17 protein-coding genes and 2 rRNA genes are annotated in these 23,046 nt (G+C 67.5%); 8 read left to right on the top strand and 11 right to left on the bottom strand.

All coding sequences use genetic code 11. The features are described 5' to 3' along the window. Together BLS95_RS53410 and rrf are read left to right on the top strand one after the other, a co-directional pair. Positions 1–321: ribosomal RNA gene (locus tag BLS95_RS53410) — 23S ribosomal RNA — on the top strand; the annotation flags it as partial. A gap of 73 nt (positions 322–394) precedes the next feature. Then, a 5S ribosomal RNA gene (rrf, locus tag BLS95_RS53405) occupies positions 395–511 on the top strand. Positions 512–740: 229 nt separating this feature from the next. On the opposite strand, the gene BLS95_RS53400 is transcribed toward rrf, so the two are convergent. From BLS95_RS53400 to BLS95_RS53390, 3 genes are all read right to left on the bottom strand, one after another. After that, positions 741–1,364: a DUF6461 domain-containing protein gene (locus BLS95_RS53400; RefSeq protein WP_090947304.1), complete on the bottom strand. Its 624-nt coding sequence runs from the start codon at positions 1,362–1,364 to the stop codon at positions 741–743. Positions 1,365–1,406: 42 nt separating this feature from the next. Next, positions 1,407–2,189, bottom strand: coding sequence for a transposase family protein (locus BLS95_RS53395; protein ID WP_090947309.1), 783 nt, complete (start codon positions 2,187–2,189; stop codon positions 1,407–1,409). 886 nt (positions 2,190–3,075) lie between these two features. Next, positions 3,076–3,840: a PhzF family phenazine biosynthesis protein gene (locus BLS95_RS53390; protein ID WP_090947303.1), complete on the bottom strand. Its 765-nt coding sequence runs from the start codon at positions 3,838–3,840 to the stop codon at positions 3,076–3,078. 168 nt (positions 3,841–4,008) lie between these two features. Between BLS95_RS53390 and BLS95_RS53385 the strand changes: the two genes are divergently transcribed. Then, entirely contained in the window at positions 4,009–4,392 is a 384-nt protein-coding gene (locus BLS95_RS53385; protein ID WP_090947302.1) for a cell division protein SepF, read from the top strand. A gap of 688 nt (positions 4,393–5,080) precedes the next feature. On the opposite strand, the gene BLS95_RS53380 is transcribed toward BLS95_RS53385, so the two are convergent. The 5 genes from BLS95_RS53380 to BLS95_RS53360 form a co-directional block, all read right to left on the bottom strand. Beyond that, a complete protein-coding gene (locus BLS95_RS53380) occupies positions 5,081–6,412 on the bottom strand; it encodes a hypothetical protein (protein ID WP_245765835.1) in 1,332 nt (443 codons plus the stop codon). Between the two features lie 121 nt (positions 6,413–6,533). Beyond that, positions 6,534–8,261 (bottom strand): arginine--tRNA ligase, encoded by a 1,728-nt coding sequence (argS, locus tag BLS95_RS53375; RefSeq protein ID WP_090947300.1) that lies wholly within the window; start codon positions 8,259–8,261, stop codon positions 6,534–6,536. Next, entirely contained in the window at positions 8,258–10,747 is a 2,490-nt protein-coding gene (locus tag BLS95_RS53370; RefSeq protein WP_245765834.1) for an HAD-IC family P-type ATPase, read from the bottom strand. Before BLS95_RS53370 ends, argS begins: the two co-directional genes overlap by 4 nt. A 41-nt stretch (positions 10,748–10,788) precedes the next feature. Continuing rightward, positions 10,789–11,808 (bottom strand): phosphate acyltransferase PlsX, encoded by a 1,020-nt coding sequence (plsX, locus tag BLS95_RS53365; protein ID WP_090947299.1) that lies wholly within the window; start codon positions 11,806–11,808, stop codon positions 10,789–10,791. Positions 11,809–12,481: 673 nt separating this feature from the next. Next, positions 12,482–13,039 (bottom strand): DUF1707 SHOCT-like domain-containing protein, encoded by a 558-nt coding sequence (locus BLS95_RS53360; RefSeq protein WP_245765833.1) that lies wholly within the window; start codon positions 13,037–13,039, stop codon positions 12,482–12,484. A gap of 177 nt (positions 13,040–13,216) precedes the next feature. Here BLS95_RS53360 and BLS95_RS53355 point away from each other — a divergent pair, with 177 nt between their 5' ends. Together BLS95_RS53355 and BLS95_RS53350 are read left to right on the top strand one after the other, a co-directional pair. Next, the gene (locus tag BLS95_RS53355; RefSeq protein WP_090947298.1) at positions 13,217–14,533 is read left to right on the top strand and encodes a KamA family radical SAM protein; all 1,317 of its coding nucleotides are present in this window, start codon (positions 13,217–13,219) and stop codon (positions 14,531–14,533) included. A 399-nt stretch (positions 14,534–14,932) separates the two neighbouring features. Further along, the gene (locus tag BLS95_RS53350; protein ID WP_143044320.1) at positions 14,933–15,892 is read left to right on the top strand and encodes a hypothetical protein; all 960 of its coding nucleotides are present in this window, start codon (positions 14,933–14,935) and stop codon (positions 15,890–15,892) included. A 753-nt stretch (positions 15,893–16,645) separates the two neighbouring features. Here BLS95_RS53350 and BLS95_RS56620 read toward each other — a convergent pair. The 3 genes from BLS95_RS56620 to BLS95_RS53340 all read right to left on the bottom strand — a co-directional run bounded on the left by BLS95_RS56620 (position 16,646) and on the right by BLS95_RS53340 (position 18,875). Beyond that, positions 16,646–16,801, bottom strand: coding sequence for a hypothetical protein (locus BLS95_RS56620; RefSeq protein ID WP_176993923.1), 156 nt, complete (start codon positions 16,799–16,801; stop codon positions 16,646–16,648). 213 nt (positions 16,802–17,014) lie between these two features. Then, on the bottom strand, positions 17,015–17,944 hold the full coding sequence (locus BLS95_RS53345; RefSeq protein ID WP_176993924.1) for an ABC transporter ATP-binding protein: 930 nt from the start codon (positions 17,942–17,944) through the stop codon (positions 17,015–17,017). Then, positions 17,937–18,875 (bottom strand): ABC transporter permease, encoded by a 939-nt coding sequence (locus tag BLS95_RS53340; RefSeq protein ID WP_090947296.1) that lies wholly within the window; start codon positions 18,873–18,875, stop codon positions 17,937–17,939. The genes BLS95_RS53345 and BLS95_RS53340 overlap by 8 nt, the downstream gene beginning before the upstream one ends. A gap of 486 nt (positions 18,876–19,361) precedes the next feature. Between BLS95_RS53340 and BLS95_RS53335 the strand changes: the two genes are divergently transcribed. The 3 genes from BLS95_RS53335 (at position 19,362) to BLS95_RS53325 (ending at position 23,041) form a co-directional block, all read left to right on the top strand. After that, complete coding sequence (locus tag BLS95_RS53335; RefSeq protein WP_090947295.1) at positions 19,362–21,002, top strand: peptide ABC transporter substrate-binding protein; 1,641 nt, start codon at positions 19,362–19,364, stop codon at positions 21,000–21,002. Between the two features lie 127 nt (positions 21,003–21,129). Then, positions 21,130–22,074, top strand: coding sequence for an ABC transporter permease (locus BLS95_RS53330; protein ID WP_090947294.1), 945 nt, complete (start codon positions 21,130–21,132; stop codon positions 22,072–22,074). Next, positions 22,067–23,041, top strand: a complete 975-nt coding sequence (locus BLS95_RS53325) for an ABC transporter permease (RefSeq protein ID WP_090947293.1) — start codon at positions 22,067–22,069, stop codon at positions 23,039–23,041. The genes BLS95_RS53330 and BLS95_RS53325 overlap by 8 nt, the downstream gene beginning before the upstream one ends. The last annotated feature ends 5 nt before the right edge of the window (positions 23,042–23,046 follow it).

Below are 23,046 nucleotides of genomic sequence, written 5' to 3'. Positions count from 1 at the left end.
CTGGGTTTAGAACGTCGCGAGACAGTTCGGTCCCTATCCGCTGCGCGCGTAGGAGACTTGAAAGGGGCTGTCCCTAGTACGAGAGGACCGGGACGGACGAACCTCTGGTGTGCCAGTTGTATCGCCAGGTGCATGGCTGGTTGGCTACGTTCGGAAGGGATAACCGCTGAAAGCATCTAAGCGGGAAGCTCGCCTTGAGATGAGGTCTCCCTCCCAGTGATGGGGTAAGGCTCCCGGTAGATGATCGGGTTGATAGGCCGGAGGTGGAAGCGCGGTAACGTGTGGAGCTGACCGGTACTAATAGGCCGAGGACTTGACCACAAAGCAGACTTTCAAGTTTTTGCTCGCGTCCACTAGGCAATTCTGAGACAGCAAACAGGCTGTTTCGGAGGGTTACGGCGGTTATGGCGGGAAGGAAACACCCGGTTACATTCCGAACCCGGAAGTTAAGCTTCTCTGCGCCGATGGTACTGCACTCGGGAGGGTGTGGGAGAGTAGGTCGCCGCCGGACAATCTTTGTGGGGGGTTCGACGCTTCGAGCGTCGGACCCCCTTTTTTTTGCGTTGGTGCTGGGTGTGGGAGGGCCGCCCTAAGCAGCTGGATGCTGAGGCTTTTCATCCTGATGGCCTGGTCTGGCAGGCCCGCGGAGAATGGTATCCCCTTGGAGCCTGCAGGAGCGTGCAGCGAAGTGATCCACCGTCCGCGGCCAACTTGCGGGGGCCGTGGAGGGCGGGTTCTGCTCACCTCGATCCGGGAACGACTCCGCACAGGTAAGTGGACTCCTCCAGCAGCCGCGGGGTCATTGTGATCCCGGTGAGGCGCTCGGCCAGGAGGAACGCCGGCCCTTCGTGGGGGTCGGCGATCGGGTAGATGGGGGAGTCGATCCGCTCCAGAATCTCTACGAGTTCGTCCGGCATCTCCTCTGAGTAGCTTTCATGGTGCCTGAACATGAACTGGATCTTCCCGTCTTTGATCCAGTGGGAATAACCTTCCTGGTACACGAACTCGAACCGGATCTTTCCGTCGTCGATCCAGTAGAAGTAGTCCATGCCGTCAACGTCGAGGTAGAAGTGGGAGACGAGACGGGTGCCCGCCGACAGCGGCATAATGATCTCTTCGGTGACGCCAAGCCCGCCGTAGGCCTCGACGAGGAGTACCCAGTCTCCAACGGCGACAGCACCGAAGGTTTGCCATCGGATCAGCTCATCAAGCGTCACGCGAGAGCAGTCCTCAACCCGGACGCCGAGCCGGTTCACCACTTCCTCAGGCGTCAGGCCGCGGACGTAGGTGAAACAGTAGGCATCCGCCAGGCCGGGGAAGCGCTCGGGGGAGAACCAGGAGTAGTCGTCAGGAGTCGCAATCATCCCGTCATGCTCGCAGCACCCACCGACACAACAAGAGCCATTTCATCCTGCGTAGCGGCCTTCTTCCACGAGCTGCAGCACAAGGATCGCCTGCACGAGCGCGGTCGCTCGATGCGGGCAACAGCGCAGCCTGGTCAGCACGTTCCAGCCCTTCAAAGTCGCGACGGCACTCTCACCGATGGCCCGGATACGAGCGTGGGCGCGGTTGACGTCCCGCTGCCCGCGTGACAACCCGGGCCGATGGCGATGCCGCTTGAACGGCGTCCGAATCGCGCCGCCTGCGCCTTGATAACCCTTGTCCGCAAAGGTCTTCACGCCAGCACTGGTCAAAGCGTCGATCAGGCCGACCTTCCGAGCGGCGGTCACGTCGTGCACGGCGCCCGGCAGCGCGGGCGAGGCCCACACCAGTCGGCCCATGGGGTCGGCCAGCAGCTGCACGTTCATTCCATGCCGCTTGTGTTTGCCGCTGTAATACGGCCGCTCGTCGGCGAGGCGGTCGATCGGGATGAGAGTGCCGTCCAGGATGGTGTAGGCCAGCCGGGCCGCTCGCGCCACAGCGGCGTGGACGTCATCGGCCAAGGCGGCCAGGAGATCGACGACTTCGCGAACATAGTGCCAGGCCGTGGTGGTCCCCACGGCGAAACCGGCGGCCAGGCGGGCGTAGGTGTCGCCATTGCGCAAATGGGCCAGGACCAGTGGCGCCTGCTGCGCTGGGTCCAACTTCCGCCACCGGGAGCAGCGTTCGGCGTGCCGGGTGCGGATGAGTTCGGCCAGGCGAATCAGGGTGTGGTTGGACAGTGGAATCGAGGCACGGTAAGACGGCAACGAGGCTCCCGGTTGGGGCATCGGATCTTGGTCGACTGCTGCCTTATCGGGAGCCTCCTCTCATCCGCTACTGCTTTCCACAGGCCCATCCTGACCAGCGCCTTCACGATGGAAGAGCTCGCTGTATTGTCGCGTCCGGGTTGCTGGGGGTCCGCTGTTAGCGTGGTGCGCTGTTGTCGTTGTCGTTGTTCATGGATGTTGGTGTTGGTGTTGGTGTTGTCGGGGAGGCGGGGCTACGGGTCGGTTGGGTCCTGATCCGCGGTCACCGGATTTGATCCGCCATCGCCGTGACGGTTCTGCTCACCGTGGCGGCGGTGTCACAACTCTGGTCGGCAGGCTCTTTCCTCGTGCCTGTACAGCTGCGGGGAGACGAGACAATCACCGGAAGTTGCCGCCGGCTTCGGCGTCGGTGGGGTCACCGCCTGGCGTTCGCTGGGGCTGTTCGCGTGAGGTCATCGCCCTGGTCGCTGCTTGCGCACTCCGGGTGGATGCGGCTCCACGTGTCGTGTGGCACCGCCCTTTGTGTTGACTGGCGCTACTTGATCCTGGACAGGATGCTCATCCCCTCGACTGGGTGGCGGCCGATCGTGCCTTCTTCTAGAAGAGGCATGGTGACGCCGAGGCGGACGATTTCTCATCGGTGGGTTCTGGCCTTGCGACGTGTCCTAGCACCATGCGATGCCCCTTGGCGGTGTCCATGTGCGCGCGCAGAAGCAGCAGCAGGCAGTGCGATACGCGGCGCCAATTGGCGGGTGGCACGCATCTACCAGTTAGGCCGTGTGAGAGCCGGCGGGGAGAAATGAACATCGTTCCACGAGCCGTCGTCCTGTCGAGGCGCTGCTTCGGGTTGAGGTGAATCCCTGTGTGTTTGAGGGTGGCGTTGGGGTCAGTGGTGCAAGGTGCCGGACATGATGGTTACCGCGTTTCCGGACAGGTGGACGCGGGCGCCTTCGTGGCGTACGTGGACGGTTCCGCCTCTGGCTGAGAGTTGTGCGCCGGTCAGGTCGGGACGGCCCAGGCGGGCGGACCAGTACGGGGAGAGGGCACAATGTGCGGAGCCTGTCACCGGGTCCTCCGGGACGCCTACCTTCGGGGCGAAGAAGCGTGAGACGAAGTCCGTCTCCGTGCCGCGGGCGGTGACGATGACCCCGCGTGCGTCAAGTGTCTCCAGCGTGGCGATATCGGGGGTGAGCGAGCGTACGGATTCCTCTGAGTCAAGCTCCACCAGCAGGTCGAGCTGGCTTTTTTCGACGTGTACCGGAGTGCGGCCGAGTGCTTTCTCCAGCCCGGGAGGAACGGGGGCGGGGGCCGACTCCTTGGCCGGGAAATCCATTGTGATCATGCTATCCGGCAGCTGATTCACCGTTAGGGTGCCGCTGGCCGTGGTGAATTCGACCGGCCCGGTGGCGGCGCCTGTCGAATAGAGGACGTGCGCTGTTGCCAACGTAGCATGGCCACAGAGCGTGACCTCCACCGCCGGGGTGAACCAGCGGAGGGAATCTCTGAGCAGGAAAGCGGTCTCGGAGTGGTTCATCTCGGTCGCTACGCTCTGCATCCACTGGTCAGTAACCGGAGAGTCCAGCAGGCAGACTCCAGCGGGATTACCCTTGAAAGCTGTGTCGGTGAAGGCGTCGACAGTGAAGAGGCGCATGCGGCCGATGCTATACGGGGGGCGGATATCCAGATGCAAGCGGGTTGCAAGCTGTACAAAATGGAATTAGGGCTGGGCGTGTCGCGTGGCGAATGCGGAATCGTCGGTTACCGTCCAATGTGTAGGGACGTGCCGATTACGGTGAGTTCCTGAGGAAAGGACAAGCCGATGGGGGCAGTGCGCAAGGTGGTGAGCTACCTTGGCCTGGGCGGGGTCGACCAATACGACGAGGCCTATGACGACGACGGGCACTACGAGGACGAGTACGTACCTGCCACTGAGCGGGCCGCCAGACGGTGGCGCGCGAACGTCGACTCGTCACGTATCGTGATGGTCCAGCCGCTCAAGTACAATGACGCGCCGTTGATCGGTCAGCACTTCCGTGACGGGCAGACGGTGATCATGGACGTGACGGGCATGCCGATGCCCGAGGCGACGCGGATGGTCGACTTCGCCGCCGGGCTGGCCTTCGGGTGCGAGGGGCGGATCGAGCGGATCGCCGACCGCGTGTTCCTGCTGGCGCCGGCTCACGTCGAGATCGAGACCACCTGAGCGAGCCGACGGGGCCGGTCCGAGGCATGCGACCGGCCCGGCGGGTCAGAGGGCGGCGAGGGCTGCCCGTGACCACCGTGATCGACCCGCTGATGATGACCAGCGGCTCGGCCTCGGCCCCATGCCCCAGAACCCATGCCCCCAGGAGAACCCATGCCCCCAGGCCAGGGATGGCCAGGTCGTCCGGGTTCAGTGAGCAGCGAGTAGCGCCAGCCCTGGGAGCGGCTAGGCAGCCCAGGCCCAGTGGGCAGCTAGTAGCGCCAAGTCTGGGGGGATAAGTAGCCCTAGCTCAAAGGGCAGCGGCCGCGCCAGGGCCGGAGGTGGCTGATCAGCCCAGGCTCAGAGGGCACCGCCAGGGCTGGGTGTGGTTGGGCAGCCCAGGCCCAGTGGGCAGCTAATTGGTAGCGCCAAGTCTGGGGGGCTAAGTAGCCCTAGCTCAGAGGGCAGCGGCCGCGCCAGGGCCGGAGATGGCTGATCAGCCCAGGCTCAGAGGGCACCGCCAGGGCTGGGAGTGGTTGGGCAGCTCAGGTCCAGTAGGCAGCGCCAAGCCTGGGGGCGGCTGGTCAGTCCAGGTCCAGAGGGCGGCGCCAGGGCTGGGGGTGGTTGGGCAGCTCAGGTCCAGTAAGCAGGGCCAGGGCCTGGGGGTGGCTGGGGTGCCCTGGCTCAGGAGGTGGCTGTTGGTGCGCGGTTAGGCGGCGCGGGGGCCGCGGCGGATCAGTCGGGTCAGTTCGGCTGAGTCGTCGGCGGCCTGTTTTGCGCGGGCGTCCGCTTCGCGGGCGTATGCGTGCAGGGCCCACACGGCTCCCTCGGCGAGCTCCTTCAGCTCGCTGACCTGGGCGGCCACGAAGCGGGCGTCGGCTTCGACGAGCTTGTGGCGCTGCCAGAGCTGCCAGCAGGACAGGCCGATCATGGCCACTCCGGCCGCCGCGAGCAGGCTGTCGACGGTCACCGCGCCGACGAGACAGGCGACGCCCGCCACGATCAGCACCATCGCGGCCCACGGGCGGCCGCGTGGTACGACGCCGTCGGCGACGATGGCGTCCTCGGCGGTGGCGAGCGAGGTCTGGTCGGGCCCCTCGGGCCGCAGGTGGATGCGGTGGCCCAGGAGCGGCACGGTGAGCGTGGTGGGCGGCTCCAGCCGGCTGTCGGCCTCCAACTCCTCGGCGACGCCGCGCAGGATGGGTGCCGCGACGTGCAGGGCGATCGCCGCCAGGTGCGGGTCTGCCCCCGGGCGCAGGTCGTCGAGCAGGTATGAGCTGAGCGAGGCCATCGGCCCGGCCGGACCACCCTGGCCGATCAGTGACCGCAGCATGGCGAGCGGCTCGTCCTCGGACCACGTCGTGGCCGGGGAGCCGGAGCTGTTGTCGAGCGGGACGGAGGAGTCGTGCTCGGCCTGCCGCGCAGAGGTGATCTCCGCGCACCGGGCGCGCAGCCGGGCCAGCCGGGCGGCGGCCACGGCCGGTTTCGCCAGCTCCGGAATCTCCGCCATTTCCGGGAAGTCGACCAGGGACGGCGGCACGACGACCGACGGCTCGCCCGGCGCGAGTGCCTGCACCCACTGCTCGGGCTCGGTGTGCTCCTGTACGGCCAGCGCGTCGAGCTTGCGCAGCACGAAGATCTTGCCGGCCGGGCCGTACGCGCCCCGGGCGGCGGCCAGCCAGAGCGAGCGCTGCCCGTGGGAGACCGGCTGGTCGAGCGACAGCTTGCCGAAGGCGGTGCCGAGCCAGGAGGCGTGGATGCGGCTGCCCTGCCCGGACACGGCGAGTGCCAGGCACAGGAAGAGCGCGGTCTGCTGCTGGTCGCGGCCGGCGGCCCGGCTGAGCGGCTCAAGGGGATCTTCGCCGGCCAGGATGGCGACCAGTGCTTCGACGGCTGGAGGCAGCCAGTAGCCGGATATGTCGCGAAAACCCGGTGCGGCGGGCGGGGCACTGCCGTTCGCGGCGAGGTGCGCCAGCAGCGCCTCCGCGTAGCGATGCAACTCCGCCGCCGCAGGGGGACTCGCAGTCAGGTCCGTGCTCAAGGCAGAGAACTCCCCCAATTCGGCCTCGGTTCATGACCGCGTAAAGCCTAGCCGTTGGGGCGCGCCTACGAGGTGGAGGCGCGCCCACGACGGAACGGGGGAGTTTGAGTCAACTGCCTGTTTACATCCGCTCGGGGACAGGGACGCCCAGGAGATCGAGCCCGGTCTCCAGCACCCGCAGGGTCAGCGCGCAGAGCGCCAGCCGGTGTGCCCGGGTCTCGGGATCGACTCCCTCCTTGACCACCGGGCACTCCTCGTAGAAGGTGCTGAAGAGGCTGGCGGTCTGGAAGAGGAAACTGCACAGCCGGTGCGGCTCGGAGTCGCTGGTGACCTGGGAGATCAGCTCGGCGAAGCCCAGCAGGTGCAGGCCCAGGGCGCGCTCCGCGGGGGCGGCGAGCACGATCGGGCCCGCCGCGTCGGCCGGTGCCTGCTCCGCCTTGCGGAAGATGGAGCGGATCCGGGCCGTCGCGTATTGCATGTAGGGGCCGGTGTTGCCGGTGAAGGCGAGCATGCGGTCGAAGTCGAACACGTACTCGCTGTCGTGGCTGACCGACAAATCGGCATATTTCACTGCGCCCATGCCGACGGCGTGCGCGATCTCGCGCCGGGTCGACTCGTCGTACCCGCGCTCGTCGAGCAGCGCCGACGCCCGGTCGACGGCCTCCTGCAGCAGGTCCATCAGCTTGACCGACTCACCGGAACGGGTCTTGAACCGGCGCCCGTCCTTGCCCAGCATCATGCCGATCTGGACGTGCTCGGCCGAGACCGTGTCGGGCAGCCAGCCCGCCAGCCGCGCCGCCGCGAAGACCATCCGGAAGTGCAGCGCCTGGTCGGCGCCCACGACGTAGAGGATGCGGTCGGCCTTCAGGTCGTGCACGCGGTAGCGGATGGCGGCCATGTCGGTGGTCGCATAGCCGTAGCCGCCGTCGCTCTTCCTGATGATGAGCGGCAGCGGCTTGTCGTCGGAGCCCGTGAAGCCGGGCGGGAACACGCAGAGCGCGCCCTCGCTGAGCACCGCGACCCCGGCGGCCTCCAGCTCGTCGCACGTCTTGTTGAGCATGGGGTTGTACATGCTCTCGCCGGCGATGTCGGCGTCGGTCAGCGTGACGCCGAGCAGGCTGTAGATCTTGTTGAAGTAGCGGACGGTGGCGTCCATGAACACGTGCCAGAGCCGCATGGTCTCGGGGTCGCCGGACTGAAGCGTGGTCACGCGCGTCCTGGCCCGCTGCTTGAACGCGTCGCCAGCCTCGAACTTGGCCCGAGCCGCCTGGTAATACTCGGTGCCCAGGCCGGCTTCGAGCTGCCCGACCGCGGCCTCCTCGCCGATGTCGAGCAGGTGCTCGATGAGCATGCCGAACGGCGTGCCCCAGTCGCCCAGGTGGTTTTGCCTGATCACGGTGTTGCCGAGGTGCTCGTGCAGGCGGGCCAGCGAGTCGCCGACGATCGTGGTGCGCAGGTGGCCGACGTGCATCTCCTTGGCCGCGTTGGGCGCGGAGTAGTCGACCACCACGGTCTGCGGCGGCGTGATCGTGCCGACGCCGAGCCGCGCGTCCTCCAGCATGTGCTGGGCCTCGGACTCGATCCACGAGTCGTCGAGGGTGATGTTGAGGAAGCCGGGGCCGCTGACCTCCACCTGACCGGGGAAGTCCGACAGCTCCGCCTTGATGGCCTCGGCGACCTCCCGCGGGGAACGTCGCAGCCGCTTGGCCAGGCTCATCGCGACGTTCGCCTGGAAGTCGGCGAACTGGGAGGGCCGGATCAGCGGATCTGCGTCGGCGTGCTCCGCGCCGAACGCGCGGGCCAGCGCCTGCTGGACGCGCTCGGTGAGCACTATCTGCGGGTCGGTCATGTTCTTAGGGTACCGGCGACCTTGACCGCGGCGCTGATGGCCGCGGCGGCCACGATCGAGATGCCGACGGCGGTCAGGTTGCTGCCGAGATCCTGTGGCCGCAGCGCGAACAACTCCCTGACGAAGGGCAGCGCCAGGGCGATCGCGAACAGTGCCGCCATCGACCCGACCAGGACGATCCGCCCCCAGTTGAGCGGCCGGGCGATCAGCACGAGCACCCACCAGGTGGTGAGGAAGAGCGCGATCACGGCGGCCGTCTGGTCCTCGACGAGAGTGGAGTCCTCGCTGTGCGCCGCCCAGAACGACAGCAGCACCGCCGCCGCGCACAACACCCCGGCGGGTACGGCGAAGCGCAACACCCGGCGGACGAACCCGGGCTCGGAGCGTTCGAACGTGGGCGCGAGCGCGAGGAAGAGTGCGGGGATGCCGATGGTGAGGGCGTTCGTCAGGGTCGAGTGGCGGGGCGCGAACGGGAACATCATCCCGGCCACCCCCACGACCAGCGACAGCACGATCGCGTAAAAGGTCTTGGCGAGGAAGAGGTTGGCGACCCGTTCGATGTTGGCCAGCACCCGGCGGCCCTCGCCCACGACGTGCGGCAGCGTGGCGAACTTGTTGTCCAGCAGCACCACCTGCGCGACCGCCTTGGTCGCCGGGCTGCCCGCGCCCATCGCGATGCCCAGGTCGGCGTCCTTCAGCGCGAGCACGTCGTTGACGCCGTCGCCGGTCATGGCCACGGTGTGGCCGCGGGCCCGCAGCGCCGCGACGAACTCCCGCTTCTGCCGCGGGCTCACCCGCCCGAACACGGTGTGGGAGTCGAGCAACTCGCCCAGCTCGTCGCGGTCATGGGGGAGGGTTCTGGCGTCCAGGGAGCGCTCGCCGCCGGGGACGCCCAGGCTGGTGGCGATGGCTGAGACGGCCGCCGGGTTGTCGCCCGAGATGATCTTTACGGTCACGCCCTGTTGGGCGAAGTACCGCAGGGTTTCGCGGGCGTCGGGTCTGACGGACTGCTTGAGGGTGACGAGCGCGACCGGCTCGATGCCATCGGGCAGGGGTCGGGTGTCCCGGGGTGGGGTGGGTTCCGCGTCCTCGGGGGTGGCGGGGTCCGTGTTCCTGGGGGTGGTGGGTTCCGGGTTCGTGGGGGTGGATCTCGTGTCTTCCGGTGAGGTCAGCCGGTCCGTACGGCAGAGGACCAGCACGCGGGCACCGGTCGCGGCCAGGTCGGCGGCCCTGTCGTAGCAGTCGCCGCCGTCGAGCAGCACGTCGGGAGCGCCCAGCACCCAGGCGCCGTGCTCGCCGAAGTCGGCCCCGCTCCACTTGCGCGCCGACGAGAACGGCACCGTCTCCGTGGCCGTCCAGCTGTCCTCGGGCGCCGGGTAGCGGGTCTGGAGGGCCTGGGCGGTGGTGTTCGGGCGGTGGTCGAGGTGGGCCAGGGCGGCCAGCGCCGCGTCGACCGGCTGGTCGTCGCCTACCGGGAGCACCTGGTCGAGGTCCATGCCGCCGGCGGTGAGCGTACCCGTCTTGTCCAGGCAGAGCACGTCCACCCTGGCCAGGCCTTCGACGGCGGGTAATTCCTGGACCAGGCACTTGTGCCGGGCCAGGCGGATGACGCCGACGGCGAACGCGATCGAGGTCATCAGCACCAGGCCCTCGGGGATCATGGTGACGATGCCCGCGACCGCGCCGGTGATGGCGGTGCGGAAGTCGGTCGAGTTGGCGAGCTGGCTGAAGATCAGCAGGACGCCGATGGGGATGACCAGCCAGGTGAGATACCTGATGAAGTTCGCCACGCCTTCGCGCAGCTCGGAATGGGCGAGGTGGAACTTGCTGGCCTCCTCGGCGAGGCGGACGGCGTACGCGTCGGTGCCGACCTTCGTGGCCACGAACGCGCCGGCGCCCGCCACCGCGAAGCTGCCCGACAGCACCGGGTCGCCCGGCTGCTTGGCCACGGGGTCGGCCTCGCCGGTCAGCAGCGACTCGTCCACCTCCAGCCCGTCGGACTCGATGACCTCGCCGTCCACCAGCAGCCGGTCGCCGGAGCCGAGCAGGATGAGGTCGCCGAGCACCACCTGGCGGGGCTCGACCAGTTGCTCAGTGCCGTCGCGCCGGACCCGGACGGGGGCCTCGTTGATCACGGCGAGCTTGTCCAGCGTACGCTTGGCGCGTAGCTCCTGGACGATACCGATCAACGCGTTGGCCACGATGACCAGCCCGAACATGCTGTCCTGCCACTCGCCGAAGATCAGGATCAGCGCCCAGAGCACGCCGATGACGAGGTTGAACAGGGTGAAGACGTTGGCCCGCAGGATCGCGCTCAGCGACCTGCTCGACCGGCGCGGCACGTCGTTTCTCGGCGCCCCCGCCACCTGCGCCGAGGTGAGCCCCTGTGCCGAGGTGAGCTCGCGGGCCGCTGCGGATAATCCCTGCACCGAGTCGAGCCCCTGCGTTGTCGTGCGCGCTCGCGCCGCTGCGGTGATCTCCTCCACATAAGCCCCCGTTTCTGTGGATCGGATGACACCCTAGACGTTCACCACAGACGGTGTGAGCGACTTGTCGCGGAGATCCGGTCGCCCACGTTCGCGACGATCCCGCCCGCCGACAGGTCGGCCGCCAGTTTGCAGGCGGCGCTGATCGCCGGTGCCTTGGACGAGCCGTGGGCGATCACGACGGTGCCGTTGAGGCCGAGCAGCACCGCCCCGCCGTACGCCTCCGCGTCGAGGCGGCGGCGCAACTCGCGGATGCGGGAGCGTTGCAGTACGGCCCCCAACCGGGCCAGCCGGCTGTCGCCGATGGCCTCACGGAGCTCGGCGAAGGCGTACTGGACGGCGCCTTCCATGGTCTTCAGTGCCACGTTCCCGGTGAAGCCGTCCGTGGTGATCACGTCCACCTTGCCGGTCAGCAGGTCGTGGCCTTCGACGTTGCCGACGAACTGCAGGCCGGGGGAGCCCTGCAGCAGCTCGTGGGCGCGTTTGACGAGTTTGTTGCCCTTCTCCGCCTCGCTGCCGATGGTGAGCAGGCCGACGCGGGGCGACTGTACGCCGTGGGCCAGCTCGGCATAGGCGGCTCCCAGGTGGGCGAACTGCACCAGCATCTCCGGCTTCACCTCGGCGTTGGCGCCGGCGTCCAGGAGCAGGGTCGGCCTGGGGAGCGTGGGCAGCGCGACGGCTATGGCCGGTCTGAGCACGCCCTGCTGGGCTTTGAGCCGGAGCCGGCCGGTGGCCACGATCCCCGCCGTCGAGCCCGCCGACACGACGGCGCTCGCGTCGCCCCGGCGTACGAGGTGGCAGGCCACGGCGATGCTGGAACGTGGGCGGCGCAGGCTGGCCAGCGCGCCCTCGTCCATCGTCAGGGCCTCCTCCGCCCGGACGATCGGGACCTCCTTGGTGGCGTCGTGGTCGGCCAGGGTCTCGTAGAGCACGCGCGGGGAGCCGACGAGCACGACGTGGAGACCGCGCTCCCGCACGGCGTGCACCGCTCCGGCCACGATCTCGTGCGGTGCGTGGTCACCGCCCATGGCGTCGAGCGCGATGGGCCTGCTCTCGGACAATCATCACCTCGTACGGCATCGAGCCCGCCGTCACGGCTTGGCCGGAACGCGGGCTCGGATGTCCGCATCGCAGGCATGGCAGGTGCCAGACTAAACCGGCGGGTAGGCCCTTTTGGTTCCCGCCGGCGCGCGTTCCAGTCCTGCGTCGCCCCGCCACCGCCTCCTGGGCCGCGCCCCGGCCTCCCGTTCGGGCCGTCGTGCGACGGCGGGAACTTGGTGGCGACCCTTGCGCCGTCGGGCGTGCCGCACCGGCCCGGACCCCGGCCATGTGGGCTGCTCGCGGTGCCGGCCGCTCCCGAGGCTGGCCCTTCGCGAGGCTGGCCGTTCGCGAGGCTGGCCGTTCGCGAGGTTGGCGGCTCCCGGTGCGGGCCGTTCGCAGGCCGTTCGCGGGCGGGCCGCTTGCGGTGCCGACCGGTCGCGGTGCGGCGGCCGGCGTGGCGTGCGGGGAACCGCCGAAGGCGGCGCCAGGAGGTGCCGCGCTCAGGACGTGCCGTGCCACCGGGTGCCGTGCGACCGGGTGCCGTGGCACTGTCTTCCGTGCCAGGGCGTGCCGTGTCAGGGCGTCGCGCCAGTGCGCGAGGTGCCAGAGGCGTCGTGCCTGCGGTGTCAGTGCGCCAGGCGCCAGTGGCGTCGTGTGTGCGGGGTCAGTGGGTGCGGTGGCTGTGTGGTTCGGTCAGTGGAGGTTCCAGTCGGATACTCCGCGGGACACGATCACCTTCGAGAACTTCGACTGTCCCCGTACCCGGATCAGCGGCCCGTCCGCGCCGGACCCGCCCGTGACGTTGCGCTTGCCGAACACGGAGCCGCCCTCGTCGATCACATGGGCGTTCTCCGGCACGCGAACGATCATCTTGCTGAACCACGCGTCCGTCTCAAGGGTGATCTCCCGGCCCGGCAGCACCGCGTCCGACAGGTCGACGATGAGAGCGCCGAACCGGGCCGACAGCCGGACGTTGCGGGAGGCCACCCAGCGGCCCTTGCGCACGATCTTGCTGAACTTCGAGTCGATGATCTGCCGCTCGATGGTGGCGGGCACGTTGGACGCGGACACCTCGGGCAGGTCCCGGGTGAGGGGGACGAGCTCGCCGACGGTCTTCGCCGTGTAGGCGACATCGAGACGGTCGGCGTGCTCGACGCTGGTAAGTCTTCCTGTGGCGAGCGCCTCGCCCAGCACCGCGGCCACGCGGTCACGGTCGGCGTCGGAGGCGCGCAGGTCCGGTTGGTCGGTCACAGTAGCCCAGTGTATGCCTAATCGCGATATGTCGCGAGTGTCCGGAACCTCAAGGAAAACTTGGAGCCCAGTGGAACCGGGGACGTGGTGGTTCGCGTCCGGGTATTAAGGACCGTAGACGCGCGACGGGGTCGTGAGGTTTACGCCCGATCGAACAAAAAAGATGGGAAACGCCTAGTGATCTTGAACCAAGTAGGTACGCGGCGCTTCAAGGCGTACACGTCCAAGCACCTCGACGAGCTGCTACAGCGTGCGGGGCTGAGCGACGAGTCGCGGCTCAAGGTCCGCGCTGTCGCCACGGTGCTGCCCTTTCGGACCAACGCCTACGTCGTGGACGAACTCATAGATTGGTCGGCCGCGCCCGACGACCCCATCTACCGGCTCGTGTTCCCGCAGGAGGACATGCTGCCCGAGGCCGACGTGGCCCGGCTGGCCGACCTGCTGAAGGCGGAGGCGCCCAACGCGGAGATCCAGGCCGAGGCGAACCGCGTGCGCGCCCAACTCAACCCACACCCTGCCGGCCAGAAGGAGCTCAACGTCCCGACGATGGACGACGAGCCGGTCCCTGGCATGCAGCACAAATATCCCGAGACAGTGCTGTTCTTTCCCAAGCAGGGGCAGACCTGTCACGCGTACTGCACGTACTGCTTCCGCTGGGCGCAGTTCGTCGGCGACGCGGACCTCAAGTTCGCCTCCGACGACATCGACCAGATGGTGTCCTACATCAGGCATCATCCCGAGGTCACCAGTGTCCTGATCACCGGCGGCGATGCGATGATCATGGGCGAGCCCGTGATCAGGCGGTACATCGAGCCGCTGCTCGGGTTGGAGCAGTTGGAGTCCATCAGGATCGGCACCAAGGCGCTGGCCTACTGGCCGCAGCGCTTCACCACCGACCCTGACGCCGACTCCACGCTCGGACTGTTCGAGGAGGTGGTGAACGCGGGCAAGAACCTCGCCTTCATGGCCCACTTCACGCATCCGCGCGAGCTGGAGTCGCCACTGGTCGAGTCGGCGGTCAGGCGCATTCTCGGGAGCGGGGCCACGATCAGGACCCAGGCGCCGCTCATCAGGTCCATCAACGACGATCCCGCCGTGTGGTCAGGCATGTGGCGGCGGCAACTCCGGATGGGGATGATTCCCTATTACATGTTCGTCGAGCGTGACACGGGACCGCAGGACTACTTCGCGGTTCCGCTGGCGCGGGCGTACGAGGTTTTCAGGGACGCCTACTCCAGCGTCTCCGGGTTGTGCCGCACCGTACGCGGGCCGTCGATGTCGGCCACACCGGGCAAGGTGTGCGTGGACGGCGTCACGGAAATCGCGGGGGAGCGGGTGTTCATGCTCCACTTCATCCAGTCGCGCGACCCGTCGCTGGTGGGCAGGCCGTTCTTCGCGCGCTACGACCCGACGGCGGTCTGGCTGACCGATCTGCGGCCGGCCCTGGCCGATCGTTTTCCGTTCGAGCCGGCGGAAGCCCTGCTGCCGGCCTGATCCGGTCGCGGGCATCCACCGCGACCGGAAATAGTGCGTCCCCGGCCCGTGACAATTGTTTTCGCGACCCAGCTGGCACGGGCCGTCGGGGCGCTCAGCGGCGTCGGGTAAAACCCGAACGTGTACGCACAATATCGGAAACAAGACCCTCCTATTTCCCGTTTTGTCTCCCCGCTCAACGCTCCCCCTTTACTCGGTAACCGGGCTGCAAACCCCTGCTACATGGGCATTCATGCGCCTGCGGCCGATCAGAAGCAGTGATAGAACTGCTGGCGTAGCTCAGCCGTGACGGCCCGCTTCGTGTGGTGCCCATAGCGCGACCGGCACGGCATTCGGGGGTTATCGATTCGCATTTCCACCGCATTCGAGAGCGATCGATCACGAGCCGGGAAGGCAATCATGAATCGAGTAGTCAAGGCGGCGGTAGCCGTCACAGCATTCGGGTTGGCGGCGGCTTTGGCCGTGCCGGCCCACGCGGAGGTACAACACGACACCGCCAGGCACGACGGCCTGGGCGGAGGCACCACCATGGGCAGCCCGCTCGGCAGCCTGCTGGGCGGCCTGGTCGGCGGCGGCCTGCTCTCCGGCCTGGTGGGCGGCATGAAGGCGCAGCCGTCGGGGCTGTCCCAGATCGAGCGCGACCTCGCCGCCGAGCGGAGCCAGCGGGAGCCCGGCTTCACGCCGAACGCCGCCGAGGACGTCACCCGTACGGGTGGTCCGCTGCCCGAGCTGTCGCCGATCGTCAGCGGCATCCCGCTCGGCGGCGGCGGCCTGACCGAATCGCTGCCCGTGCTGGGAGGTGCGGCCCGCATGGCGCAGCCGTCGGTCAAGGCAGGCAAGCAGGGGCGGGCCAAGGCCGCGGCCCAGGACACCACCATGCAGGGAGCCACGGGCGCGATGCTCGGCCTGCTGGACTCGTACGCGATCAACGGCATGAGCGAGGTGACCGGCGGCGGCCTGATGCTGACCTCCGGCACCGGCATCATGGAAGCCGGCAGTGCCACGGCCAAGACCGTCAGCAGCACCGCCAGGGGCTTCGAGACCCTGTCCGCGGACACCGTCCTGGCCGGTCTCTCGCACGCGACCAGGCGTGCGCTGCCGCAGGGCGCGACCACGGAGCTGTCTCCGATGGTCGGCCGCGTCGCGCCGGCCGAGATGTCGCCGGTCATCGAGATGCTGCCTGGCACCACCCAGGCCGCCTCTGTGGACGAGCTCACTCCGCTCGTCGAGAAGGGGTCGAGCTTCGTCTCGGCCAACGGGACCAAGGCCGCCGGCGCGTACAGCGACGTCGTGACAGCCCTTGGCTGGAGCACCGGCTCGCTGACGAGCTCGGTGCGGAGCTCCTGGATTCGCGGCTAGCCGCGATGCGGGCGCTGGCGAGCGGCTTCGCCCAGCGCCGGCACGACGGTTCGCGGGCGTCCTAGGTGCCGATGCCCGGGGGTCGGCCGTGGCGGCGACGAGGCGGGACGGCGCGCCACAGCTTCTCGATCGGGTCACCATCCGTCTTTTGACGGCGGGTTACCGCTGGACGGGGAAACCGTCGCATTGACGCGCCAGGCCGGCGCGGGCGTCCCAAGGTGCCGGACGCCCGGGGCACTGGCGCGCATGGATCACAACCACTCCGCGTATGTGTGGGTGGTCTCATGCCGGGCCGGGGCGGACGCGCCCTCGCCCGGGTCGTGCCCGCGTCGCGACAGCAGGGCCGCGACGCCACCCCGCCGACCCTTCGCAGGGTCGGCGGGATTTCTCTTTTCCACCGTGTACGGCGGCGCCAAGTGGGCCGGAGCCACCCGCCGTACGTGGCTGATGACCTCCAGGAAGACGCTCGCTGACCGCCACGTGGCCGGGCGCCGTGACGCCGCGCCCTGTGGGCCTCCTAAGGCTGACCTGTGCACCCACGGCTCCAGGACAGGCGTGTCACCCGGCATCCGAGGACCGGGCTGATCGGTCAGGTGAGTTGCTTGGGAGCCCTGTGCCGGCCATGCCGCGTTTTCCTCCGTACGGGACACTGCCGGGGTGTCTCGGAGTGGCTGGACGGCTCGTGGCCGGTCGTGGAGGGCTGGGTGGGTCCTTCGTGGTGGCCGGGGCCGGATGGCGGAGGGGGCGGGTCCGTCAAGGAAGGCGGACGCCGGTGCGGCGGGCTATCTGGGCCTGCAGCCGGGCCATCTGCCAGTGCAGCTCCAGAAGCTGCTCGGCGAGTTGCATTCGCGGGATCTCCGACACGTCCTCGATGTCCAGGTGGTCAATCGCGGCCGAAAGCTCTCCCATCGCGCGCCCCCACTCCATCACCGTTCCTCGGATCGAATTGACGTTCGAATGCTATCGGAACGGGAGGCTCCCTGTCAGTCATTTGCCCCTGTGGTTCACCGGTGTTTCGTACAGGCGTTCGGGCATATCGTGCGAACATGTGCAGACGTGACAACAGCGCCGGCCGGGGGTGCGGACCAGCGCTGCTTGGAGGAGGAGGGGTGGGGGCCGGGGTCAGCCCTTGTTGTAAGCGGCGAGGACTTCCTTCGGGTCGCCGTCCATCTTGATCTTGCCCTTGTGCAGCCAGATGACGCGGTTGCAGGTCTCCTCGATGACCCGCAGGTCGTGGGCCACGAGGAAGACCGTGCCGGCCGACTCGCGGATCTGGCGGATGCGCTCCTGGCTCTTCTTGCGGAACTCGCGGTCGCCCGTCGCCAGCGCCTCGTCGATGAGCAGCACGTCGTGGGTCTTGGCGGAGGAGATGGCGAAGCGCAGGCGGGCGCCCATGCCGGAGGAGTAGGTGGACATCGGCAGCTGAACGAACTCATCGATCCCGGAGAAGTCGACGATGTCCTGATACTTCTCGCGAACCTCGGCCGGCGTCATGCCCATGGCGTAGCAGCCGAGCACGATGTTGCGCTCCCCGGTCAGCTCGCGCATGAGGGCCGCGTTGACGCCGAGCAGCGAGGGCTGGCCGTCGGTGTAGACGGCGCCCTCGTGCGGCGGCAGCAGGCCGGCGATGGCCCGCAGCAGCGTGGACTTGCCGGAGCCGTTGCGGCCCACGATGCCGATGGCGTCGCCGTGGTAGGCCACGAAGGTCACGCCCTTGACGGCGTGCACCTCTTTCATCTGGGGGCGGCCCTGGCGCTTGAGAATGCGCGTGAGCGCGTTGACCGCGTTGCCCTTCTCCGATTCGCTGGCCGCGCCGTAGACGCGGTAGACGATGTGGAGATCGTCGACGATGACGGTCGGCGTGCCCGTGGGGACGTCGAGCGGGCGCTTGCCCGGGGTCTCCGGCTGCGGACGCACCTGCCCGTCCGTGCCGGGAGCGCTCTTGCCCGTGTTGGGCGTGCCGTTGCCCTTGCCGGGAGCGGCCACATCCTCGCCGGGGACGGCGGGCTTGTCGCCCTTCACCTGTGATAGCTCCTTGGTCAGTTCAGCCACGCCCGTACCTCTCCTCGGACCGCCAGAAGTACCAGAAGCCGAAGCAGAGTGCGAACACCGCCCAGAATACGCAAGACATCCACACCATTGGCGGGGGGTGGTGGCCGAACTGCTTGTTGTGGGTGCTGATGAGGATCTCACGCATCCACTCGATGTAGGAAGCCGCCGGATTGAGATACATCACGTTGGCCACCCACTGCGGCAGCCCGGCGGAGTCGACCACCTTGTCCTGGATGGAGAAGAAGACCCCGGAGGCGTAGAGCCAGGTGCGCGTGATGAAGGGCAGCAACTGGTTGAGGTCGCGCATCGTGGCCCCGAGCCGGGCGACGACGAGCCCCGCGCCGATGTTGAACATCGTCTGCAGCAGCAGCACGACGGGGATCATGAGCCAGTACCAGTTGGGCCATTCCCTGGTGTCGGCGATCACGAGGACGAAGAGCACGCCCATGGAGATGGCGAGCTGCTGGAGCTCCTGGATCGTGTAGGCCAGCGGCAGGGACGCCCTGGGGAAGTGCAACGCCCTGATGAGCGACAGGTTGCTCGAGATCGACTTGGCGCCGGCGGTGACCGTGCGCTGCGTGTAGGTGAAGATGAACATGCCGGTCAGCAGGAACGCCGGGTAGTGCTCGATGTTCTTGTGGCCGCCCAGAATGAGGCCGAACATCAGGAAGTAGATCGCGGCGTTGAGCAGGGGGGTGAGCACCTGCCACAACTGGCCGAGCGCCGATCGGTTGTATTTCGAGACGTTGCGCGAGGTCGCGTACGTCAGGATGAAGTGTCGCCGCTCCCAGAGTTGGCGCAGGTAGACAGGGAACCTCGGCCGCGCGATGGCACGGCGAAGCCCATATCTCTTGGCGAGCTTGGCCAGCGGCTCCTGCCCGCTTCGGCCGCCCGCCTGGGCGTCCGCGACAGCGGATTCCGGCTGGCTCATGGCAAGGACTCTATTGGATCCGGGTAGGTGGGGTGCCTGCCGCACGTGGTCGGCGACAGTCAGTTGGACGGGGTCTCGCGACGCGAGGTTCCAAAGACGTCGTCAAGACCTGCTCAACGGTAGCCCAGCGGACCGGCGCGTGCTGGCAAGGGCGCGAGCACAGTCGTGTAGCGGGTAATTTTCATCCACTGTTCACGTCCGGAGCCTGCCTGTAGTGGTGGATTTGCGATGTTTGATGCTGTTCGGGCTTAATGTCTGTGACGTGGAATAGGCGTACGTGTGACCGAACTGCAACGCGCCAGAGACTCGCTGGTGGCAAGTAGTAAGGGATAGTCGCGATCGACTGGCAGGGCGTCGGCTGGCTTGACCGTGTCAAGCCAAATCCGGGGGGTAACCAGGACCCCCCCGTCAGGCTGCTCTTGATCGGCTCTTGATCGGCGCAGCTCAGCGCCTACGTCCACCTGTAGAGGGAGGAATTCTTTCACCATGCGTGTTACTAAGGGCGCAAAGATCGTCGCCGGTACCGCGCTGCTCGCCCTCGCGGTTGCCGCGTGTGGCGGCGGTGCCTCGGACTCTGGTGGCACTGCCGCGGGCGGCGGGGACACGACGCCGGTCCGCATGGAGATCGGGGAGCCCCAGGAGCTCCTGAACCCGCTGAACACGACGGAGACCGAGGGCTCCGAGGTCCTCGCGGCGATCTTCGAGCCGCTGGTGGAGTACGACGAGAACAAGCAGCCGGTTGAGGCCGCCGCCGAGTCGATCACCACGACGGACAGCAAGGTCTGGACGATCAAGCTGAAGTCAGGTTACACCTGGCAGGACGGCACCGCGGTCACCGCCGCGGACTACGCCCGCTCGTGGAACTATGGCGCCAACCAGGAAAACGCCATGGGCGCGTCCGCCTTCTTCAGCCGCATCGACGGCTACGCCGACGTGCACCCCGGCGAGGGCAAGACGCCGACGAGCAAGGAGATGAAGGGTCTCAAGGTCGTCGACGACCTGACGCTGGAGGTCACGCTCGCCGCGCCGTTCTCCCAGTTCAAGACCATGCTCGGGTACACCGCCTTCTACCCCCTGCCGGCTTCGGCGATCGGCCCGGACGGTCAGGTGACCCAGGCCTACGGTGAGCAGCCGATCGGCCAGGGACTGTTCAAGATGGACAAGCCCTACAAGAAGGGCACCGACACCACCGTCGACCTGACGGTCTACGACAAGTACCCCGGTACCAAGCCGAAGAACTGGACCAAGCTGCAGTTCAAGGTCTACACGAGCTCCGAGACGGCGTTCAACGACCTGCAGGCCGAGAACCTCGACATCCACGACTCCCTTCCGCCCTCGACGATCGCCACCGCCAAGTCGACGTTCGGCGACCGTTACCACGACGAGCCCGACGCCGCCGTGGGCTACATCGGCGTTCCCCTGCGGTACAACCCCGAGTTCGACAACCCCGAGATCCGCAAGGCCATCTCGCTGGCCATCGACAGGAAGACCATCGCCGAGACGGTCTTCTCCGGCACCCGCGCCCCCGCCGACGACTTCATCAACCCCGCCATCCCCGGCTACCGCCAGGGTGCCTGCACCGCCTGCACGTACAACCCGGCCGAGGCCAAGAGTCTGTACGAGAAGGCCAACGGGCCCAAGACCATCGAGCTCGGCTACAACGCGGACGGCGGCCACAAGGAGTGGATCGAGGCGGTCGCCAACAACCTCCGCTCCAACCTGGGCATCAACGTCAACCCCAAGCCGTTCGAGAAGTTCCAGGGCATCCTGGACGCCCTGGACGCCAAGGAGTACAAGGGCCTGTTCCGGATGGGCTGGTCGATCGACTACCCGTCGGCTGAGAACTACCTGACGCCGATCTTCGGCACCGGCTCCATCGGCACCGGCTCCAACTACGGTGGCTACTCCAACAAGGAGTTCGACGACCTGGTCGCCAAGGGTGACCAGGCGCTCGACGCCGCCGAGGGGCTGAAGCTCTACCAGCAGGCCGACGACATCCTGGTCAAGGATCTCCCGTACATCCCGGTGTACTTCTACCGGAGCAACTTCGCCTATTCCACCAAGGTCAAGAACGTCACGCTCAACCTGCTCAACCAGGTCAACTGGTCCCAGATCGAGAAGGCCTGACGCTGTTTCGCCGGGTGGGCGGTGCTTGCCGCCCACCTGTCGAAGGGCTGAGCTTGGAGGCAGTCGCTTGGGCCGGAAACCTCGGACTCCAGGGGCTGCCTCCAGGTGTGTGTATGGGAGGGCTTGAATGGGCCGTTATGTCATCAGGCGTCTGATCCAGGCGATACCCGTCCTGCTAGGCGCAACGCTACTCATCTTCTTGATCGTCTTCGCTTTGCCCGGCGACCCCATCGCGGCAATGTTCGGAGACAAACGTCCTGACGCCGCCGTGGCGGCGGTGCTGCGCGAGCAGTATCACCTCAATGATCCGTTGCTGGTCCAGTATTGGTACTACATCAGCGGCGTGCTTTTCCACGGGGATTTCGGGGTCAACTTCTCCGACATCCCGGTGTCCGAAATCATGGCCGGCAAGTTCCAGGTCACCCTGAACCTCGCCCTGACCGCCCTGACCATGGAAGCGGTCATCGGCGTCGGCCTCGGCCTGTGGGCGGCGCTGCGCCGCGGCAAGGCCACGGACACCATGATCCTCGCCTCGACGCTGCTGCTGATCTCGGTGCCCACGCTGGTCACGGGTTTCGTGCTGCAGTTGTTGCTGGGCGTGAAGCTCAAACAGTGGACCGGGCTGGACATCTTCCCCGTCGCGGGCACGTTCGCGGGTCTGCGCAGCTATTTGCTGCCGGGCTTCGTGCTCGCGGGCACGTCCATCGCCTACCTGACGAGGCTGACCAGGACCAGCCTCGCGGAGACCCTGCGGGCCGACTACATCCGCACGGCCACGGCCAAGGGCCTGTCCAGGCGGCGCGTCATCGGCAGGCACGGGTTGCGCAACGCGCTGATCCCGCTGGTCACCTTTCTGGGCGCCGACCTCGGCAACCTGATGGGCGGCGCGGTGATCACCGAGCGGATCTTCAATCTCCAGGGAATCGGCAACCAGCTCTTCACGTCGGTCTACTTGCGGGAACAGCCGGTGGTCGTAGGCATCGTCACCGCGCTGGTGCTGATCTACATCTTGGCCAACCTGGTCGTCGACTTGTTGTACGCCGTGCTCGACCCGAGGATCCGCTATGAGTAACCCCACCCCACCGGTCGGGCCAGGACTCCCGGAGGCGCCGGCACTGGTCACGGACACGGTCACCGCCCCGGCGCCGCCGCGGCACGGCAAGAAGGCCAAGTCGGGCAAGCCCGCGAGCCTGTGGACCGACGCCTGGTACGACCTGAGGCGCCGGCCGATGTTCATCCTGTCGGTGATCATCATTCTGGTGCTGCTGGTCATGTCGTTCTGGCCGTCGTTGTTCACCGCGATCGACCCGTTCAACGCCAGGACCTGCGATCTGGCCACGGCACGGCAGGCGCCCAGCGCCGGGCACCTGTTCGGCCGGGACAACCTGGGCTGTGACGTCTACGCCAAGACGATCTACGGAGCCCGCAACTCGATCGTGATCGGCGTGTTCACCACGTTGATCACCACGCTCGTCGGCGGCCTGCTCGGCATCGTCGCCGGCTACTTCAGCGGTGCGGTGGACGCGGTGTCCTCGCGGCTCACCGAGATCTTCTTCGCCATCCCCCCGATCCTCGGCGCCCTGCTGATCGCGGCCACCTTCCGCGGCCGGGCCAACAGCATCCTGCTGGTCATCATCGCGCTGGCGGTGCTCGGCTGGCCGATGACGTTCCGCATCATGCGGGCCGCCGTGATCACGGCGAAGAACCAGGACTTCGTCGTCGCGGCCAAGGCACTGGGAGCGAGCGCGGGCCGGATCATGTTCCGCCACCTGCTGCCCAACTCCCTGGCTCCGGTCATCGTCGTGGCCACGATCAACCTGGGCGTCTTCATCGCGGCCGAGGCCGCGCTGTCGTTCCTGGGAGTCGGCGTGCAGTCGCCGGACATCTCCTGGGGCCTGATGATCTCGGACGCGCGCGACCGGTTCCTGGAGGCGCCGTTGCCGCTGGTGTTCCCGGCGGTGTTCCTGAGCATCACCGTGCTCGCGTTCATCATGATGGGCGACGCCGTGCGCGACGCGCTCGACCCGAAGCTCAGGTAGAAGGG

Origin of the sequence: Nonomuraea jiangxiensis (genome assembly GCF_900099965.1) — a bacterium.
GTDB classification, from domain to species: domain Bacteria; phylum Actinomycetota; class Actinomycetes; order Streptosporangiales; family Streptosporangiaceae; genus Nonomuraea; species Nonomuraea jiangxiensis.
Note: the sequence above shows the minus strand (reverse complement) of the source record. Positions and strands in the feature narration are given on the sequence as shown.